Origin of the sequence: uncultured Succinivibrio sp. (genome assembly GCF_902756765.1) — a bacterium.
Lineage (GTDB): Bacteria > Pseudomonadota > Gammaproteobacteria > Enterobacterales > Succinivibrionaceae > Succinivibrio.
In genome coordinates, this window is sequence record NZ_CACVSS010000023.1 from 31,926 (window position 1) to 47,717 (window position 15,792).

Here is a 15,792-nt window from a genome sequence, read left to right on the forward strand (position 1 = left end):
CACTAGACCTCCCTTACAATATCCGCACACACGGACTTGTCATCAGAGCCACTGACAATACGCAGATGCTCATAGACACCGTCGATTACAAAGGTATGTCCCTCAACACGGAAGTTTAAAAGAGCTGTTTTCTCATCTCCTAACAGAGGCAGCCCGTCACTGGTAACTCTAAAGACTGTAGGCAGATCATTGCGCTGAAATTCAGATGGTAGCTGTATATAGGTATTCACCCCATCATCAAAGGCGTTTAGAGGAAGAAGCGAATCATCTCCCTCTACAGAATAGGAGTAGTTGCGGCCTTTTGGGGAAATCCCCCCTTCTGTTCTGCTGTTTTCATTTGTTCCATACTGATAGGAGACTGTAGAAATACCAGGTGATGACTCCCTATTGTCAGCAAGAGAATAGTCAAAGCGCTGAGCTGATCTTGAGTCTTCATACTGAGAAGGATTAAGTTTCAGACTATGACCAGGATAATTGAAGCTTACCGCCGGCATAAAATCCTTCTGTGATGATTTAAGAGCAATATGATAGGTACGGCGATTGGTGGCTATGATAAGGGAGGTTTTAAGTCCGTTATCCAAAGCTTTGACCACAATATGCTCGGTTCTGTCAGCTCCACTGCCGGATACTGCACTGTCGATAAGCCAGCGGGTAGAATCTCCAAGCTGAACGGTAAAAACGCGCTCGCCTTTTTCCATGGAGATATCCGTTATTTCAAACAAAGCACAGACCACGGTAGGAATTCCGCTGCCATAGGTAAATATTACCTGTCCTGGCAACACCGCCTGAGCTGAAACCTGTCTTCTGTCCAAAGCCTCAAGTTTCTGTATGGTGTTAAGATCACGCTCATCAAGATAAGACATTTCACCACCATATTCACTGCCATCCGAGGCAATACCGGCAAAGGAGAAGCAAAGAGAAAGCATAAGCACATTCTGTTTATTCATGGTTCATCTCCTTAACAAGTTTTCTTGAGGTTCTAATCTCATAGATCAGAACTGAAAGAGGATTAAGTCTTATCTCCTCCACATTATCAAAGCTGATGCTGCCGATTCTATAGCTTAAAACGGACTTGAAGTGCTTTTCTGTTATCTCCTCTAATCTCTGGGTTATAACAGAATAGTCCACCTGAAAGCTGTTATCCGAAAGTCGTGAGACGCTATCGATTTTTACATCTGCAAGAAGGTTACCTCCAGATCTGAACAGCTCCGAGTCGTTATAAAAGCCATCAAGATAGCGACGGGCCTGACTTTCCAGATCCACCATGGAATAAACCTTGCGGATATACTCTCTCTGAAGAGAGCTGTCCTGACACATAGAGAATGCTTTTTCTATAAAGTCACACATAAAAGCGGCCAGGGCTGTTTCGGGAATTTCCTTTGAACTCTGAAGTCTATCTGAGGCAATAACACTGCCCTGTTTATCTACTGTGACTATATAGGGGATAACCTGAGGCTCTTTATGCAGCATCAGAAGATAACCAAGCGAGACAAAGCCAAGCGCTATACCACCTAACCCCATAATCAGCGGAAGAACATTTCTCATGTAACCAGATGAGGCAAAGGTATACAGAGTTACGGAGTCTCTATGCTCCTTTCTCTTAAATAAAGATCTTAGAGTTCCCATATAAAATCACCTCCCTCACTGTTAAATCGCATATCGAGCTTTTCTCTGTCCTTAGCCACAAAGGACAGAAGCTTAAGCTCGCTTTCTGATATAGCCAGATTAAACTGCATAAAATTCCCATCCTTATGTAAAAACAGATCTTTTTTAGGTATACCCTTAAAAATTTCCTCTCGCTGCGGCGCATTAAGGCCAAGTCTTGAGTAAAGCTCCGTAAGAGCAGGACTTTTAATATCCGCATTTGGCAGATAGATTCTGGTCTTAACGCAGTCAAGAATATCCTCAAGCAGCTTTGAGCGGGCAAAGTCATTTACCGACTGAGTCGCAAGAATAACCACGGTATTGTGCTTTCTCACGGTTTTAATCCAGGAAAGAAGCTGCTTACAGAAATAGCTGTTAGATAGCATCAGCCAGGCCTCATCAATAATGATGGCTGAGCTTTTTACCTTCTGGATCTCTGAATTGATTAAACTGAAGATGCAGTCTAGAACCGGATAGAGATTTCTATTGCCGTGCTCAAAAAAACTTCCACACTCAAAAACCGTCAGAGCAGAATTGAGGTCCGGATTGTCCGTACCATCCAGAGGACTGTCAGGATTTACCGAAACAAGGTAATTACGAAGGCTAAGCTTGAGCTCGTTATTATTTAAAAGATTGTAAAAATCCGTCAGAGAATGTCTCTGTTCAGACTGCTGTGATAATAGTTCAACCGTTCTGAAAATAAGCTGTCGCTCCCCGTCAGTTAGAGTTTTCCCGTTGTACTCATACAGTTTCTCCACAAACAAAGCTCCCGCACTTATCTTTGATGGAGAGGAAAGATCCAGTAGAGGACAGAACCTGTGAGATGAGGCCTCTTCCAGACTCAGGTGATTTCCCTTTAAAAAACGGCTTAAGGCATAGAAAGACTGCCCCTTGTCAAAAGCAAAAATCTTCATGCCGTCATATTTTAAAAGGCTTAAAATAGTGGCCCCTAAAAATACAGATTTACCACAGCCGGGAGGTCCGACCACCAGGCAGTTGGCAAGATCTTTTACATGCAGATTAAGGTAAGCAGGCTCATGAGCTTTAGAAACAACCTTCATGAGATAAGGAGCATTTTCACCGTAATTAGGATTAGGAGAGACATTCTCCCCACTGTAGTTTTTGTGCAGAGGCAGAAGATCTGCCACAACCTCAGAAGAAACCATGGCACGTCTTAAGTTCTCGATACTGTGGCCAGGCAGTGAGCCAAGGTATGCATCCGTAGCATTTAAAGATTCAACTCTGCCAACAAAGCCTAAAGATTCAAAAAGCTTAAGACATTGTCTGGCCTTCTCCTCTAGTGATTTGACAGATTCATCAAAGATGATCACCGTAGACGATAGAGCTCCGAAATTATCCGCCTTTTGAGACATGGATTTACGAGCTTCATCCACATTCTCCACCATCTCCTCGGCATCTCTGTCCACAGCTGAATCAGAAGAGGATGAGAGCATAGATAAAAAAGATTTACGCTTCTGAATCCACAGACGTCGTAAAAGAGCAAGCTTAAGCGAGGACTCAACTTTTGAGTAGGAAATAAAACGGTTCGAAAAACGAAACTCAAAAGGCAGCGCACATAAGGCTCTTAGCATTCCAAAATCAGAAACCAGAGGAAAGCCGTCAATACTTATGACAGCAATATATCTATCCCCAAGCTTTGGACAGTTTCCCGGAATAAAATCATCAGAAGAAAGCATAAGATCCAAAAGCGCTGCTTTTTTAGGGCAGGAAAGTTCTGTCTTTGCTCCTTTTATACAGTTCAAAAGATAATTAACCGTCTCATGAGTGAGTTTACTCTTAGCTGCCAGAGTGGAACATAAATAAGAGTTCTCTAAGGACACAGCTTTCTCTTTAAGACCAAGCTCCTCTATCTCACAGAAGGAAGAGAAGCCGTCAATAAAGCTTTTAGACTCCTGATTAAAGGTCTTAACCGTATTTAAAAATCTCTGGGGCAAGTGACTGTCACCACGAAACACAGACTCAATGTCAGCTGTCTCAAGGTTGCAGCCAAGCTTAGTGAAACTCAGAAAAAACTCATTTGTATAGGTGGTATTTTTCTCAAAGAACTCTGCCCTTTTCTCATACAGGCGTTTGGCCTCAGTAGAGCCGTAAAATAATTCACCATTATTAGGTTTGGCTGAAGTATTCCTTGAACGAATCACATCACAGTTGAAGATGTAAGACTTATCAAGTCTGCGAATACTTCCCGTAATCATCGAATGCAGTTTATCAAGAGCTTCCTCCGATAAATATGATGTACATTCTGGAGTAATTCTATAGCACTTCATCAGAGCACCGTTTTTGAGAATCACCGTATTCTGCGGGCCCAAAATAGCGTAGTCCAGAAGATCAGTAAAACTGTAGTTTCTGGAAAATTTCTTATAGGGCAGAAATATTCCTAAACCAAGACAAATACAAAGCGCAATCAGGAGCGCACCTGACAGCATAAAAGACGAAACAAGAAGCATAATCAGCGGTTATATTTTGGATGATACTTTGAATACTCAGAAGCCTGAGCCTGATAAAAAGATCTATAGCGGATATTTCTCACATATACCTGTCTGAACAGAGGATCACTACGGGTCATATGCGCAATAACGGCCCAGCCTGCAAACATAATCAGAAGCGTCTCAATTGACCCCAAAAGTGAAATATTCAGAATAAAACCAAGCATACACAGCATCAGCCATAGCAGAAACAGAGTTCTCTCTGCACCAAAAAGCGTATGTGTTCTTAATAATGACGGATAAACCTGATGTTTTTTATTCATGAAAAGCTATAGGATCGACAAAACTCTACAAAACAGCATATACCGCAGTACTCTTACACAGCAGATAAAATGCCCCGCATAGAAAGCAAGCAGAACGCCAACCTGCTATATTTGGGACTTGCCTTCATGTATACGCATATATGAAACCAACTCTGTGCATAAAAGCCACGACAGAAAGATTACTTCACTCTTAATCAGGCCAGAGCCCTATCCTCATCTACAGGAGAACAGAAATTCAGAAACTTAAAATCTGAGCTGACATGCTTCAGGGAACATTGTCTTGAATAGTCGGAGAACACTCTGTTGACAATACGTTCTCCCCTGCCGGATTTAGCCAGGGTGGCACCATTGAAGACACTGGACATAAAACTGTTGGCTCCTACCAGAAGAGTCATCACGAACACCAGATAAACTAGAGTTTTCATAAAGCGGTTGATTTCCCCGCCTGTGAAGATCAGAGTAACACCACAGGAGATAATGCCGATAATGGAAACCGAAAAGGCTACCGGTCCAGTCAGTGATTTCTGAATAGTTTTAAGCCAGTCCTCATAGGGAAGAACTGCACTTGATGCTGTATCTGCCGCATAGGCGGAAGTAAAAACCGCACACAGGGAAACCAGAGCAACCAGGGTGATTAAAAATCTGTTCATTTCATACCTCAATAAAGGAGTCTTATCGTCAGAAGGAACGCTCAGATCCGGTTTAATATTTCTGTTTTTATGTAAAGGAATCTGAAAAAATCCATCAATTAAACCGTTTAGCAAAGGAATCAGAACGTTAAACGCACTAAATTCCAATTTCCTCGAGTACATAAGCGTTGTTCGAGTATCCTTTGACAAGCACTATGCTCTCTACATGACGATAAGGACGTTTTCCCAAAACAATGACCGCGTCTAAAGACAGAGCAATAAGCTCGTCTATCCCTTTTGCCGGAGCATAAGGATGTCTGGAGATTAAAAGCTTTAATCTGTCCAGACACTGAAGAGCTGAACCTGCATGGATAGATGCAACTCCCCCCTTATGTCCTGTTGAAAAGGCATCAATCATATCTAACGCTTCAATGGAGCGGATCTCGCCTACCACGATACGGTCAGGACTAAATCTTAAGGAGGCCCTGACCAGATCACTCATTGAAGTCTTTGTACAGGTAAAAAGATTTACACAGTTATCTGCACTTAATTTCAGTTCTGGAGTATCTTCAATACAAATAATGCGGCAGGCAGGATCAAGTTTTGTAATCCGATTCAGGATCGAGTTAATAAAACTGGTCTTGCCACAGCCCGTCTGACCACAGATCAGAAAATTCTTACGCTTCTCTATAAGAGAGTTTATTGCTCTGGCCTGACTATCCTTTATAAAGCCGCTTAAAAGCAGTTCATCAAAGGAAAGATTCAGGGCTTTGAGAACTCTCAGGGTGAAACTGGTTCCTCTTGATAAGGGCGGCATCAGTGCAGAAAATCTTGCACTAAAGCGTTCAAGCTCACACTCAAGCATTGGAGCTTCCTCATCAATTTCTCTGTCATTAAGCGAGGCTATAGTTCTGACTACAATTTCCGCACGGGCTTTTGTAAAGTTTTCATCCTGCACAATGGTGCCATCTGTATACTTCACAAAAAATCTTCCGTCTGGATTAAGCATCAGCTCCTCAACTAAACCAGAATCAAGAGCACTTACAACTCTGTCACCTAAACCTTCATATAAAGATCTGTATAGATTTTCTTTAATCCTTGTATGGTCTGTGTTCATTTTTACCTCGGGCAACATTATCATGCACAAAAAAATGGCCCTGCACGTAAGGGTGTCATTTTTTGTGAGAATTCCGAATTGTGCATTGAAATTAAAGGAAAAAGAAATTTTTCTAAGACGTGATCTGCTGTAAAAGTGAATATACAGAGGAGTTATGATTCTAAGTCTGTTCTAAGTAACCAAAAAATATGCAATTTTTCTCAGATTGCTTCTGACTAATAGAAAATGGCTTAATAGAAGTAGAGCCTAGGACTGCATGGTGTAAGCAACCGTTCACGTAATAATATTAATAGTAATAATTACTACTTTTGATAATTTTAGGCAAATTTTATTTTTGTTAACTATTTTTTGTAAAGATACTTTGTATAATATAGTATTATAAAATAAAATACAGTATTTTAGATTCTGTTAAATTTCAGTGCATTAGCGCACAAACATAGAATAGACTTATAAAAAAATGAAATAATCCTCCCAAACAACAAAAGTTTAAAAAATAAGATAAGGCAAATTTTGAAAACTGGACTATTCTTATAATGCGAGGTGGAAATATTTTGCTTTAGTTTTTTTGCATTATAAATTTATAAGTTTCCACAGCAGTCAAACAAACATAAGTAGCTACTGGAGGTCGATATGACTATAACCAACAGATTAATTGCTCCAGAACACATGCAATCTTCTGACTGGCATTTTAAGATTCCTAAGAAGAAAGTTCAGATTTCAGGATATGACGATGATCCATTTGCTGATGATCAGTTCTTTCCTGATGATAACACAGACGTTACCGAGGACTACAGCTTCGTATTTGCCTTCATTAGGAATCAGATCAGCTGGAGCGAGTTTAAAACCGAGTTTAACAAGCTGAATATGTCACAGAAGTTAAAGGTACCTTTTGTATACTGCGGTTCTATGATACAGGACTTCGGTTATATTATCAGAGAAGTATTCTCTATTACCGTACCTATTCTCCTGCTTGCATGTCTAGGCTACGTGGCATGGTCACTGATGTTACAGTATTTCTTCTAGTATCTTCCAAAGGAGGACTCTGAATGCACGGGAAAGAGCGAAAGTTCTTTCCCGTTTGCTTTTTTGAAATGAACCTTATCTGCAGGAAGTAATAACAGTCACTTCCTGGCAGATGATAATTGCAGGAGCAGATGTTGTATCAGATAAATAAGCCACATGGAACTGGGCATTACCAAAGATTGCCGAAAAGCCCCAGGCTTGGCCTTGGGGAGATGTCAATGACTTACAGGCTTACCGTCATCACCAATCTGCATGGATTTAGCAGTTCCAAGATTACTCTCTTCACTCTTTTCCTCGGTAGCCATGATAGGCTTGCCATCCTCACCGATTGAAGCAGCTCCGCCACCAGGTTCAAATGGCTTGATAGCAGGTTCTGCCTCTTTCTTCTCCGGCTCACTTACAGGATCAATAGTATCCTCAGCCACATCCGGTTCAGGCGTTAAGCCATCAGAACCTTTCTTTGGTTTGACGGAGTAATCCTTAGGCGCAAGTCCTTTTGGTTCTCTTGAGATATAATCTGGCAGCAAGGTAACCGGACCACGGTGATCTTTTGCCAGAGCACTTAGATTCTTACAGTCATCAAGGACAGTTTTGGAAATATCAAAAAAGCCTTCAAGCGGGATCTTATAGACTCGAGGTTCGGTAGTCTCTCCCTGCAGAACGGCAATCTTAAGACTTCCCCCCTCGGAGATCTGCAAAAACAGATCAGAGAGTTTCTTCTCCTGAGTGGCAGTTAAAGGAGCAAAAATGATTCTGGCAGGAGGAATAATCTCTCCTCGCAGGGAATACTCCTGACCACTGTCTACAATCACTCTGGCATAGACAAAGCCGCGCTCAAGATCACGTATGCCAATATCAAGAGTTGTCAGATCAAGTCCTAGTGCAGGAGTCTGACTCTGATACATACACCCTACTCTGAAGGAAAACTTTTTTGTTAAAGACTGGACAACATTAAGAACAGCCTGTCTATGACGGATGGTTCGGTCCATCTGCAGAATCTTGGCAGGAGAACCTTTGGTGAAGACAAAATCTGAATCGTCGTTAAGTCTCCAGATATATGAAGTTGACAGTTCCCATCCTGACTGCACCGCCGCGTACGAAGGTGTCATACACAGTGTGGGTATAAGCAGAAGACTTCTTAGAAACTTGGTGCTGAACTTCATAATAATGTAAAACCTTATGCTGCAGGTGAAGAATTAAGCAGTTTATTATCGTGTAATCAGTAATTTCAGAGCTAAATAGAGATAACTGTTTTAGCACTGATATTTTTATTATAGATGATTGATAATATTTTTTTACAAAAATTGCTGATATAACAATGAGAAAAAAGAGAGCTGTGTTTTATTACGTATAAATATACCTGGCAGTTTAATCATCTTCATCCTTTGACTTTACAAACTCTTCTACAAGGTAAAGTGGAATATTAACAAACCATCCCTGGTCAATATATCCATTCATGGAGAAACGCCAGCCCTGCATTTCCTCATTCGCATCGACTACCGTTTTAAGACTTTTTGATCTGACATTATCTCCTGCTTTAACTTCAATTGGATACACCTTGTCCTTCTGAATTACAAAATCTAGCTCTAAAGTGGAATTATCCTTTGAGTAATAATAAGGATGTTCTTTATTACTTATAAGCTGCTGAGCTACAAACTGTTCAGTGAAAGCTCCTTTGTATTCGGAGAATATATTATTATCTATAAGAATATTTTTAGCCTTAACTTCAGAAAGTGCTCCAAGCAAACCTAAATCTGACAGGAAAAGTTTAAATACACCAAAATCCTCATAAAAATTCAACGGCATTGATAACGACTTTACTCTTTCAACTTTATAGATAAGCCCTGCATCATTAAGCCACTGAATAGCATCTTCAAATTCTTTGGCTCTTCCACCTTTCTTTAACATGCTGTAAACAAACTTCTTATTTTCCTTAGCAAGCTGAGATTGCGAGCAATACCCCCTCGGATGAAAACGTGTTTTTTTCACCTGCATCAGTTATAATTAAGGTAAGAAATAACAGAGGAATGAGCATGAGTAAAAGTGTTGACGAGCTTGTGGAAGAATTTCTTCAACAGCATGATCTAAGCAAAAATACACCTGAGATAGCAGAGGAGTTTTTCAGAAAAATAACCGATCCTAAAATTGTTAAACAGAATGTTCAAGCAGCAATTGAAAAAGATTGGAGTTTGGGAATTCCTGTGATGCAAATGGATTCAAAGGGGATCTATGAGCTCAAACCAGATGGAAGGAAGATTTATACAGAACCTTGCCCGAAGGACAGATTTTTAATCAAATAGAGAATATGCAACATTTATTCTGCTCAGTTTAATTACTCTCTGAAAAAATCTTTTTAATAAAATCAACATGTAGTTTTTTCTTTGTGAAAAACTGTCTTTCTTCTGCAGACTTAAAAAAAATCATTTCAGGACTGTTTTCATTGTCATAAACATAGATTGTATCAGTTCTTTTTATCAATTCAGGTAATATGAGAAGAGATCTATTGTATCTTCTTAGGATATCTGCATCTGCAACGTTATGTCCTCCTTTTATAACTCTTTGGTGAACTCTCTTGATATTCATTAGAGGAGAACCAACTGTTACGTATAGTAAATCAATTCTATATCCTTGCTCTTTTGCTTTATCAGCCAAATCGATGATACTTCTTGAAGATGCAGTTGTTTCTACTGCAAAACTAGTTTTTTCTCTTATCATTTTTTTTCTAAGAGTTAGTGCAGTTTTAGCCGCCTTAAGATTCGCTATATTCTGTTCGGTTACAGATAACTGGTTAATAGAGTTGAATCCCATTTCCTTTACTATGTTGTAAGTAATCACATCTGGATTAACAAGAGGAAGATTCCTATATTCTGGAACGGTATTTTTAAAATTCTCGTAAATAGTAGACTTTCCTGAACCATTTGATCCTGCAACAATTAAAAGAACAATTTGAGAATTATTTACCATGTTCTGAGACCTTAACTTCTTATGAACTTTTAAATAATTATATCTTATGCGAGCAAGAAAACCCACGTTTAACCATGAGGAGATCCCATAAAAAGTTAAGCGAAAAACTGAGAATTTAATGACGTTAATTAAACCACTATAGCATGGCTAGTTCTTCTACGCATTTTTTTTGGAGTTGAATTTATTTTTCTCTATTGTCTAGATAGCTTTGCAGATAATCTGGTTTTCAATACTCCTTTTATATGATTCTACTAATCTTTCAACAGTGCATCCGTATTCGAAAGACTCATCAAGTCGAACTTCATAGCAAAGAGTACCGATTAGCCTGTATTTGCAGTTTTTTCTATCTGAATCTGGCTCAATTTCCAGCGCAAGCTTCAATACATGACCTGTATCAAGCTCTATTCCATAATCCTGTCTTACAAAGCCTGGATTAGTTGGAGTATGTCCGCTTACAGAGAAAACTTTCTGACCGTTAAATATACGAGGCTCATATAGATACCTTTCTTTATTTTCTCTAGGTCTCCACCAGAGGAAGGTATCGTCAAAGTTTTCTACATCAAACGGATCTTCGAAGAACTTAACCTCTTCGTGAAGCGGTATACCTGAGTGGGTAAAAAGAATATTTCCGCATAGATAATGTGACTGACAGCGTCTGATGTAGTCATCATAGTTTTTTGGAAATCTGATTTTATTCCTGTTCTCGATATAATCAGCACCTTCGGTAATGGCTTTGTCAAAGGAATCAAGAGTCTTTGCTCCTCCGTTTACGGTATGCCACAACGGTGCATAGTTTTTGAAATAAACCGTCTCCGGATACAGCTCTTCTAAGGACATGAATTCATGATTTCCAAGAATACACAGTGCATCAAGTTCCAAAAGTTTTTTTACAACACCGTAGCTGTCAGGGCCACGATCTATAGCATCACCAAGAAATACCACTTTCGATTGTCCGTCATAATGCTTAAGCAGTCGTGACATAGCCTGACTGCAGCCATGCAGATCAGTCATGACAAACAACTTTTCTGTAGGACTGAATCCTTTAACCTCATAATAAGGTGTAACAAATGTTTCTTTATCCATTGTTGTCATTTATGCACGATCCTATGTTGAAGAAATGTATATTCTGAAAGTTCTAATGCGCTCTTTTACTCCTGACGAGAGCTGCCATCAGTAAAACTTTTCACAAACTCAATTACTGTCTTAAGCTCGTAATGCAGCTTCTTTTCATCAAGGCATACGCCTTTCTCTCTGTCATACATATGATTCAGATCCACTCCAAGAAAGATTAGGCCTTCAAAAAGATGCTCGTATCTCTTTAGTATCGGAGGAATCTTCTTCTCCCAGGTGATTTCAACTTCCTCTGGAAGTTCTCCGCTGTTCTCAATAGCAAGATCAACAGCTGTACTGTATTCATTACCAAAAGCTACATATCCGATGTAATAGTCAACAGATCTGTTGGTAAGTCTGGCGGAAAAACATCTGAAACCGTCCATTGAGAACTCTTTGAACTCAGAAATGTCCTTTGCGAAACCGCCAAGTTTGCTGAAGTCTCCGTTGATTTGAAGTTCTTCCATAGTTATTCTCCGTTTATGTATTCTAAATACCGCATAATCTGACTGCCCCAGCCAGCCAATCCAGACTAATCAGCAAATAAATTTTTCTAATGATTTAAATCTGGAACGAACATGTGTTAGTGGGCATGTCATACAGTTTAAGGGCTGCTTTTATGTTTCTATTGTAGCGATTAGAACTCTCTGAAATCGTGAGAATGTAAATAATGTTTTTTGAGAGAAAAATGAATTTATTACGTTGACCAAACGATACGAACATTGGTCACTTTTTAATTAAACTCAGGAGAAAATGCCTTTTACAGGATCTATATAGAACAAAAGACCTTGCACCGCTCCACAATTAAACTGTTCTTTAGAGCATTATTCGTCAATATAAGCATAAAAACATCAACTTTCTTTATATGTTTCTATATAATTTGTAATGAATATGTTTAAGGAATATGAATGAAAAAGAAAAATATCATAGTAGGAATGTGTACATTATCTGAAATCAGAGAAAGTAACGCCATTTACGTCGATAAAACCAGATTTATTGACTACCTTGAGAATAGAGCCGGTACAAAGGTTCCCGTTTTCCTGCGTCCTAGACGTTTTGGAAAAAGCCTTACCGCAAGTATGCTCCACAGTTACTATGATATTTCCGAAAAAGATCAGTTTGAAAAGAATTTCAAAGACACATGGATTTATGATCACAGAACACCACTTGCTAGTTCCTACTACGTTTTGCATTTCGATTTTTCCTATGTCTTATCTGATGCTTCACAGTTAAATGACAGTTTTATAAATGCGGTTATAAACGGTATATCCTTCTTTAGTGACAAATATCCTGAGTATGGACTTACTGCAGAAGAACTTGAGCCATCACTATACAAGAATGCAACTGATGTAATGTCTAGATTTCTGAGAAATTTCTCTAGAAATGCTAAAGCTGGAGAATATCTCTATGTCATCATTGATGAGTATGACCATTTTGCCAATGAAATACTGACAAAAGACAAGGAATCCTTTAAAGATATAACTTCAACTGCAGAAGGTCATGAAGGTTTAATTAAACAGTTTTATGCTCTGCTCAAATCCAATTATCGTGGCAATCGTAATGGAGGTATTGACAGATTCTTTATTACTGGCGTGTCATCTGTTTCTTTAGATTCTGTAACATCAGGTTTTAATATTGCAACCAATATCAGTTCAAAGCCAGACTTCCAGGAAATGATTGGTTTTACACATGATGAACTGTCAGCAATAATTGATGAAACTGTAGATTTATCACTGCTTTCAGGCGTTACAAAAGAGCAGATTCTTAATTTAATGGAAGAGAACTTTGACGGTTTTTCCTTTTCTGAAGATGCCAATGAACAGATATTTAATTCTAATCTCTGTCTTGCATATCTTGATGCTCTTATTTCAAGAAAAAGAATTCCTGATCCAAATGAAATTTCTCTAAATGATGATGCCGGCAAATTAAGAGGAATGCTGAGTCTCTGCGAGGATGATGTTAGGGAAGAAATAGTCAAAGCAATGTTTAATAAAGAGCCAATTGTCACAAAACTCCCTGACAAGATGAATCTGAACAGTACAGATTATTTTGATAAAGCGCAGATGATATCTCTGCTTTATCATTTAGGCTATTTGACAATCGATACTGAAGCTACCAGAGAGGAAGGCATTTCAAGCTTTGTCATTCCAAATAAAATCTATGAAAAACTTTTTTTAGATTACTGTCGTCAGGCTATTGGCTATCAAGCAGATAGTAACAAAGATTTAGCCGCTATGTATGAGGAAACTGCAGATATAACTCCTCTCTTAGAGACTATAACAGAGCATATAGAGAACAAGCTTAATCCTCAGTCTCTTGGAAAATTCTCTGAGATGGCGCTGCAGCTTATTTGTGACAGTATCATTAATAACAGTAGAAAGAGACAGCTTACCTCCTATACAGAGTTTTACACTGGTAAAGGCTTTGCTGATGTACTAGTAAAGAATATCTATCCTAACGGACACTATTTCCTTCTCGAACTTAAATATCTACATAAAAAGGATGACAGCAAATCTGCAGTAGAAGGAAAATTTGCAGAAGCTAGAGAGGAAATTGAAAAATACCGTGAGGGTACGGTTCTCAAAGAGAAGGTTGGGAATCGTCCGCTTGACAGCTATGCCATCGTTTTTGTTGGCTCAGAGTGCAGATTATGTAAGAAAATTAACTAACAAATATAGAGCTTTTAACCAATGTTACCAACGGTTAATGCAGAAAAAAGCTTCTTATGAAAAAGGTAAGTCCGGATGATAGAGAGACAAAACTGAGAGTTCTCAAAGATAGCATAGGTGTTGATTTCATAGTCAGATTCTTTGCTCTATTCAACTATAAAATAGAGGATTTCTACAATGATGTCGGATACAGACGTCAGAACCTATCCGGATTCATGCCCAAGATCTTAGTAACTAATTGATTATTAATCATAAAAAATATGAAGTTTGATTTGCTTCAAATTCTTATTTTGTTTTGTAGTCAAATTCACTAATTTCTGCATGGTTTTCCATATCTTTTTACAGGTATGGAGTTCTTTAAAAGTCTGTTTTTGTACTATTTTTGAGACACGGTTTTGAGACGCCAGGATCAAAACAAAAAGAGCTTCTCTGTTAATATTTAAATTGCAAAAAAAAACAACAACAGGAGAAGCTCATGTCTGAATTATATAACGCTAATTTTTTTAACTCTACTCTTAACAAACCGATGTCAGTTAAAAAAATCGAAAGCGTGATCTCCATTAAAGAGATTATTGCGCTTGCCAGACATTGCGGTGTTATTGAACGTTCTCGAATCTTTGATATTGTAGCTTTCGTTTGTGCTCTTGTTGATTTTAACGATCGTGGAATGCTATCTTCAGCCAAATACACTATTAACAACTTCAGACTGAATTATTACAGTAAATATGCCAAGGAGCATATTTCTGACAAAGCCTTTCATAATCAGCTTAGGAAGCCAGAGATTGTTGAATTTTTGGAAAAGTTAATCCTCAGAATTTACTCTTACATTGGAAATGACAATCCTTGTTCTGAACATCTTGAGCTGGTAAAAATCCTCTCTTCTGTTGGTATAACTGATGTTGTTCCGGTTGACGGCAGCGGGTTCTTTGTAAGATTATCCTGCAGAAAAAACTTCAACTGTAAGACTGCAGGTAGAAAAAGCACTCAGAGAGGAGTTCAGAAGGAAAACGCTGGTATCAAAGTACATATGGCATTCTCTAATGTAAACGGAACCATATCCCATCTTTCCATAACCGAAGGTACCGGCTCAGAACGTGAACAGGTAAGAGCTGACGAGTATGGAGAGGGAATGCTGAACATCAAAGACAGAGGCTATATTGATTACAACGGTGAGCCCCTTTATGCAGACAGAAGTCAGTTCCACCTAACTCGCTATCGCACCAATGTTCAGGGAACCGTGATAATGGCTGTTGATGGGGAAACAGGAGAAAGCCTTGATGAACTCATAGGAAAGGCTCCATCCTGTGAAATCCCAGACAACATCAAATCAGAGTACATAGACATGCTGGTTAAACGTATCAGTGACAGTGGTAACGAGGTTATTGCAAGAGTGGTTAGAGTTAGAAATCCTGATGGGGAATTCTCCTACTACGGAACCAATCTGCCAATGGATAAAATTCCAGCAAAGGCTGTCTACCTGCTTTACAGATGTAGATGGGAAGGCTCTGAGCTTACTTTTAAGGCACTGCAGTCAGGAGACGGCATGAGAACAATAAACTCCAGCCTTCTGGATGTGATTATTACCTTTATGCTAGGAAATATACTGACGTACAGTTTTAAACAGCTAGTTGCTACTGTTGCAAAGAGGATTGCTAAATCAGAGGTCTCCTTCAGTATTCTAAGAATACACACTGTGCTTGAAGCTACAGATGCACTCATTAAATCTTTTACCAATGGAGTACGAAGTTCTATATATAGAGCAATCCACAAGCAACTAGACAGGATATTGGAATCGTGTACTAGAAAAGAAGCTAGCTTACGTGACAAACAGACTTTTAAAGATCTCCCTACAGTTGTGAAAACTAT

Annotated in this window: 16 protein-coding genes; 5 read left to right on the forward strand and 11 right to left on the reverse strand. The window is 39.0% G+C overall.

From position 1 onward, the window contains the following. Positions 1-2: 2 nt before the first annotated feature. From trbG to QZU45_RS05145, 6 genes are all read right to left on the reverse strand, one after another. On the reverse strand, positions 3-947 hold the full coding sequence (gene trbG / locus QZU45_RS05120; protein WP_295352421.1) for a P-type conjugative transfer protein TrbG: 945 nt from the start codon (positions 945-947) through the stop codon (positions 3-5). Then, complete coding sequence (locus tag QZU45_RS05125) at positions 940-1,626, reverse strand: VirB8/TrbF family protein (RefSeq protein WP_295352424.1); 687 nt, start codon at positions 1,624-1,626, stop codon at positions 940-942. Before QZU45_RS05125 ends, trbG begins: the two co-directional genes overlap by 8 nt. Next, entirely contained in the window at positions 1,614-4,112 is a 2,499-nt protein-coding gene (locus tag QZU45_RS05130; RefSeq protein ID WP_295352427.1) for a hypothetical protein, read from the reverse strand. Before QZU45_RS05130 ends, QZU45_RS05125 begins: the two co-directional genes overlap by 13 nt. A gap of 2 nt (positions 4,113-4,114) precedes the next feature. Further along, positions 4,115-4,414: a VirB3 family type IV secretion system protein gene (locus QZU45_RS05135; protein WP_295352430.1), complete on the reverse strand. Its 300-nt coding sequence runs from the start codon at positions 4,412-4,414 to the stop codon at positions 4,115-4,117. Between the two features lie 194 nt (positions 4,415-4,608). Beyond that, positions 4,609-5,064, reverse strand: coding sequence for a TrbC/VirB2 family protein (locus QZU45_RS05140; protein WP_295352433.1), 456 nt, complete (start codon positions 5,062-5,064; stop codon positions 4,609-4,611). Positions 5,065-5,200: 136 nt separating this feature from the next. Continuing rightward, positions 5,201-6,160 (reverse strand): ATPase, T2SS/T4P/T4SS family, encoded by a 960-nt coding sequence (locus QZU45_RS05145; protein ID WP_295352436.1) that lies wholly within the window; start codon positions 6,158-6,160, stop codon positions 5,201-5,203. 630 nt (positions 6,161-6,790) lie between these two features. Between QZU45_RS05145 and QZU45_RS05150 the strand changes: the two genes are divergently transcribed. Next, positions 6,791-7,183, forward strand: coding sequence for a hypothetical protein (locus QZU45_RS05150; protein WP_295352439.1), 393 nt, complete (start codon positions 6,791-6,793; stop codon positions 7,181-7,183). A gap of 215 nt (positions 7,184-7,398) precedes the next feature. On the opposite strand, the gene QZU45_RS05155 is transcribed toward QZU45_RS05150, so the two are convergent. Further along, a complete protein-coding gene (locus tag QZU45_RS05155) occupies positions 7,399-8,346 on the reverse strand; it encodes a hypothetical protein (RefSeq protein WP_295352442.1) in 948 nt (315 codons plus the stop codon). A gap of 205 nt (positions 8,347-8,551) precedes the next feature. Further along, entirely contained in the window at positions 8,552-9,091 is a 540-nt protein-coding gene (locus QZU45_RS05160; RefSeq protein WP_295352445.1) for a DUF4143 domain-containing protein, read from the reverse strand. A gap of 125 nt (positions 9,092-9,216) precedes the next feature. Here QZU45_RS05160 and QZU45_RS05165 point away from each other — a divergent pair, with 125 nt between their 5' ends. Continuing rightward, complete coding sequence (locus QZU45_RS05165) at positions 9,217-9,483, forward strand: hypothetical protein (RefSeq protein WP_074841743.1); 267 nt, start codon at positions 9,217-9,219, stop codon at positions 9,481-9,483. Between the two features lie 28 nt (positions 9,484-9,511). On the opposite strand, the gene QZU45_RS05170 is transcribed toward QZU45_RS05165, so the two are convergent. The 3 genes from QZU45_RS05170 to QZU45_RS05180 all read right to left on the reverse strand — a co-directional run bounded on the left by QZU45_RS05170 (position 9,512) and on the right by QZU45_RS05180 (position 11,724). Further along, positions 9,512-10,147, reverse strand: coding sequence for a zeta toxin family protein (locus QZU45_RS05170; protein WP_295352448.1), 636 nt, complete (start codon positions 10,145-10,147; stop codon positions 9,512-9,514). A 198-nt stretch (positions 10,148-10,345) separates the two neighbouring features. Beyond that, positions 10,346-11,239: a metallophosphoesterase gene (locus QZU45_RS05175; RefSeq protein ID WP_295352450.1), complete on the reverse strand. Its 894-nt coding sequence runs from the start codon at positions 11,237-11,239 to the stop codon at positions 10,346-10,348. Positions 11,240-11,295: 56 nt separating this feature from the next. Next, positions 11,296-11,724, reverse strand: a complete 429-nt coding sequence (locus QZU45_RS05180) for a hypothetical protein (RefSeq protein WP_295352453.1) — start codon at positions 11,722-11,724, stop codon at positions 11,296-11,298. Between the two features lie 441 nt (positions 11,725-12,165). On the opposite strand from QZU45_RS05180, the gene QZU45_RS05185 reads away from it, so the two are divergent. From QZU45_RS05185 to QZU45_RS05195, 3 genes are all read left to right on the forward strand, one after another. Further along, a complete protein-coding gene (locus QZU45_RS05185) occupies positions 12,166-13,926 on the forward strand; it encodes an AAA family ATPase (protein ID WP_295352456.1) in 1,761 nt (586 codons plus the stop codon). Between the two features lie 56 nt (positions 13,927-13,982). After that, a complete protein-coding gene (locus QZU45_RS05190) occupies positions 13,983-14,168 on the forward strand; it encodes a hypothetical protein (protein WP_295352459.1) in 186 nt (61 codons plus the stop codon). Between the two features lie 233 nt (positions 14,169-14,401). Continuing rightward, the coding region (locus QZU45_RS05195; protein ID WP_295352460.1) for a transposase at positions 14,402-15,792 on the forward strand (1,391 nt) is incomplete at its 3' end.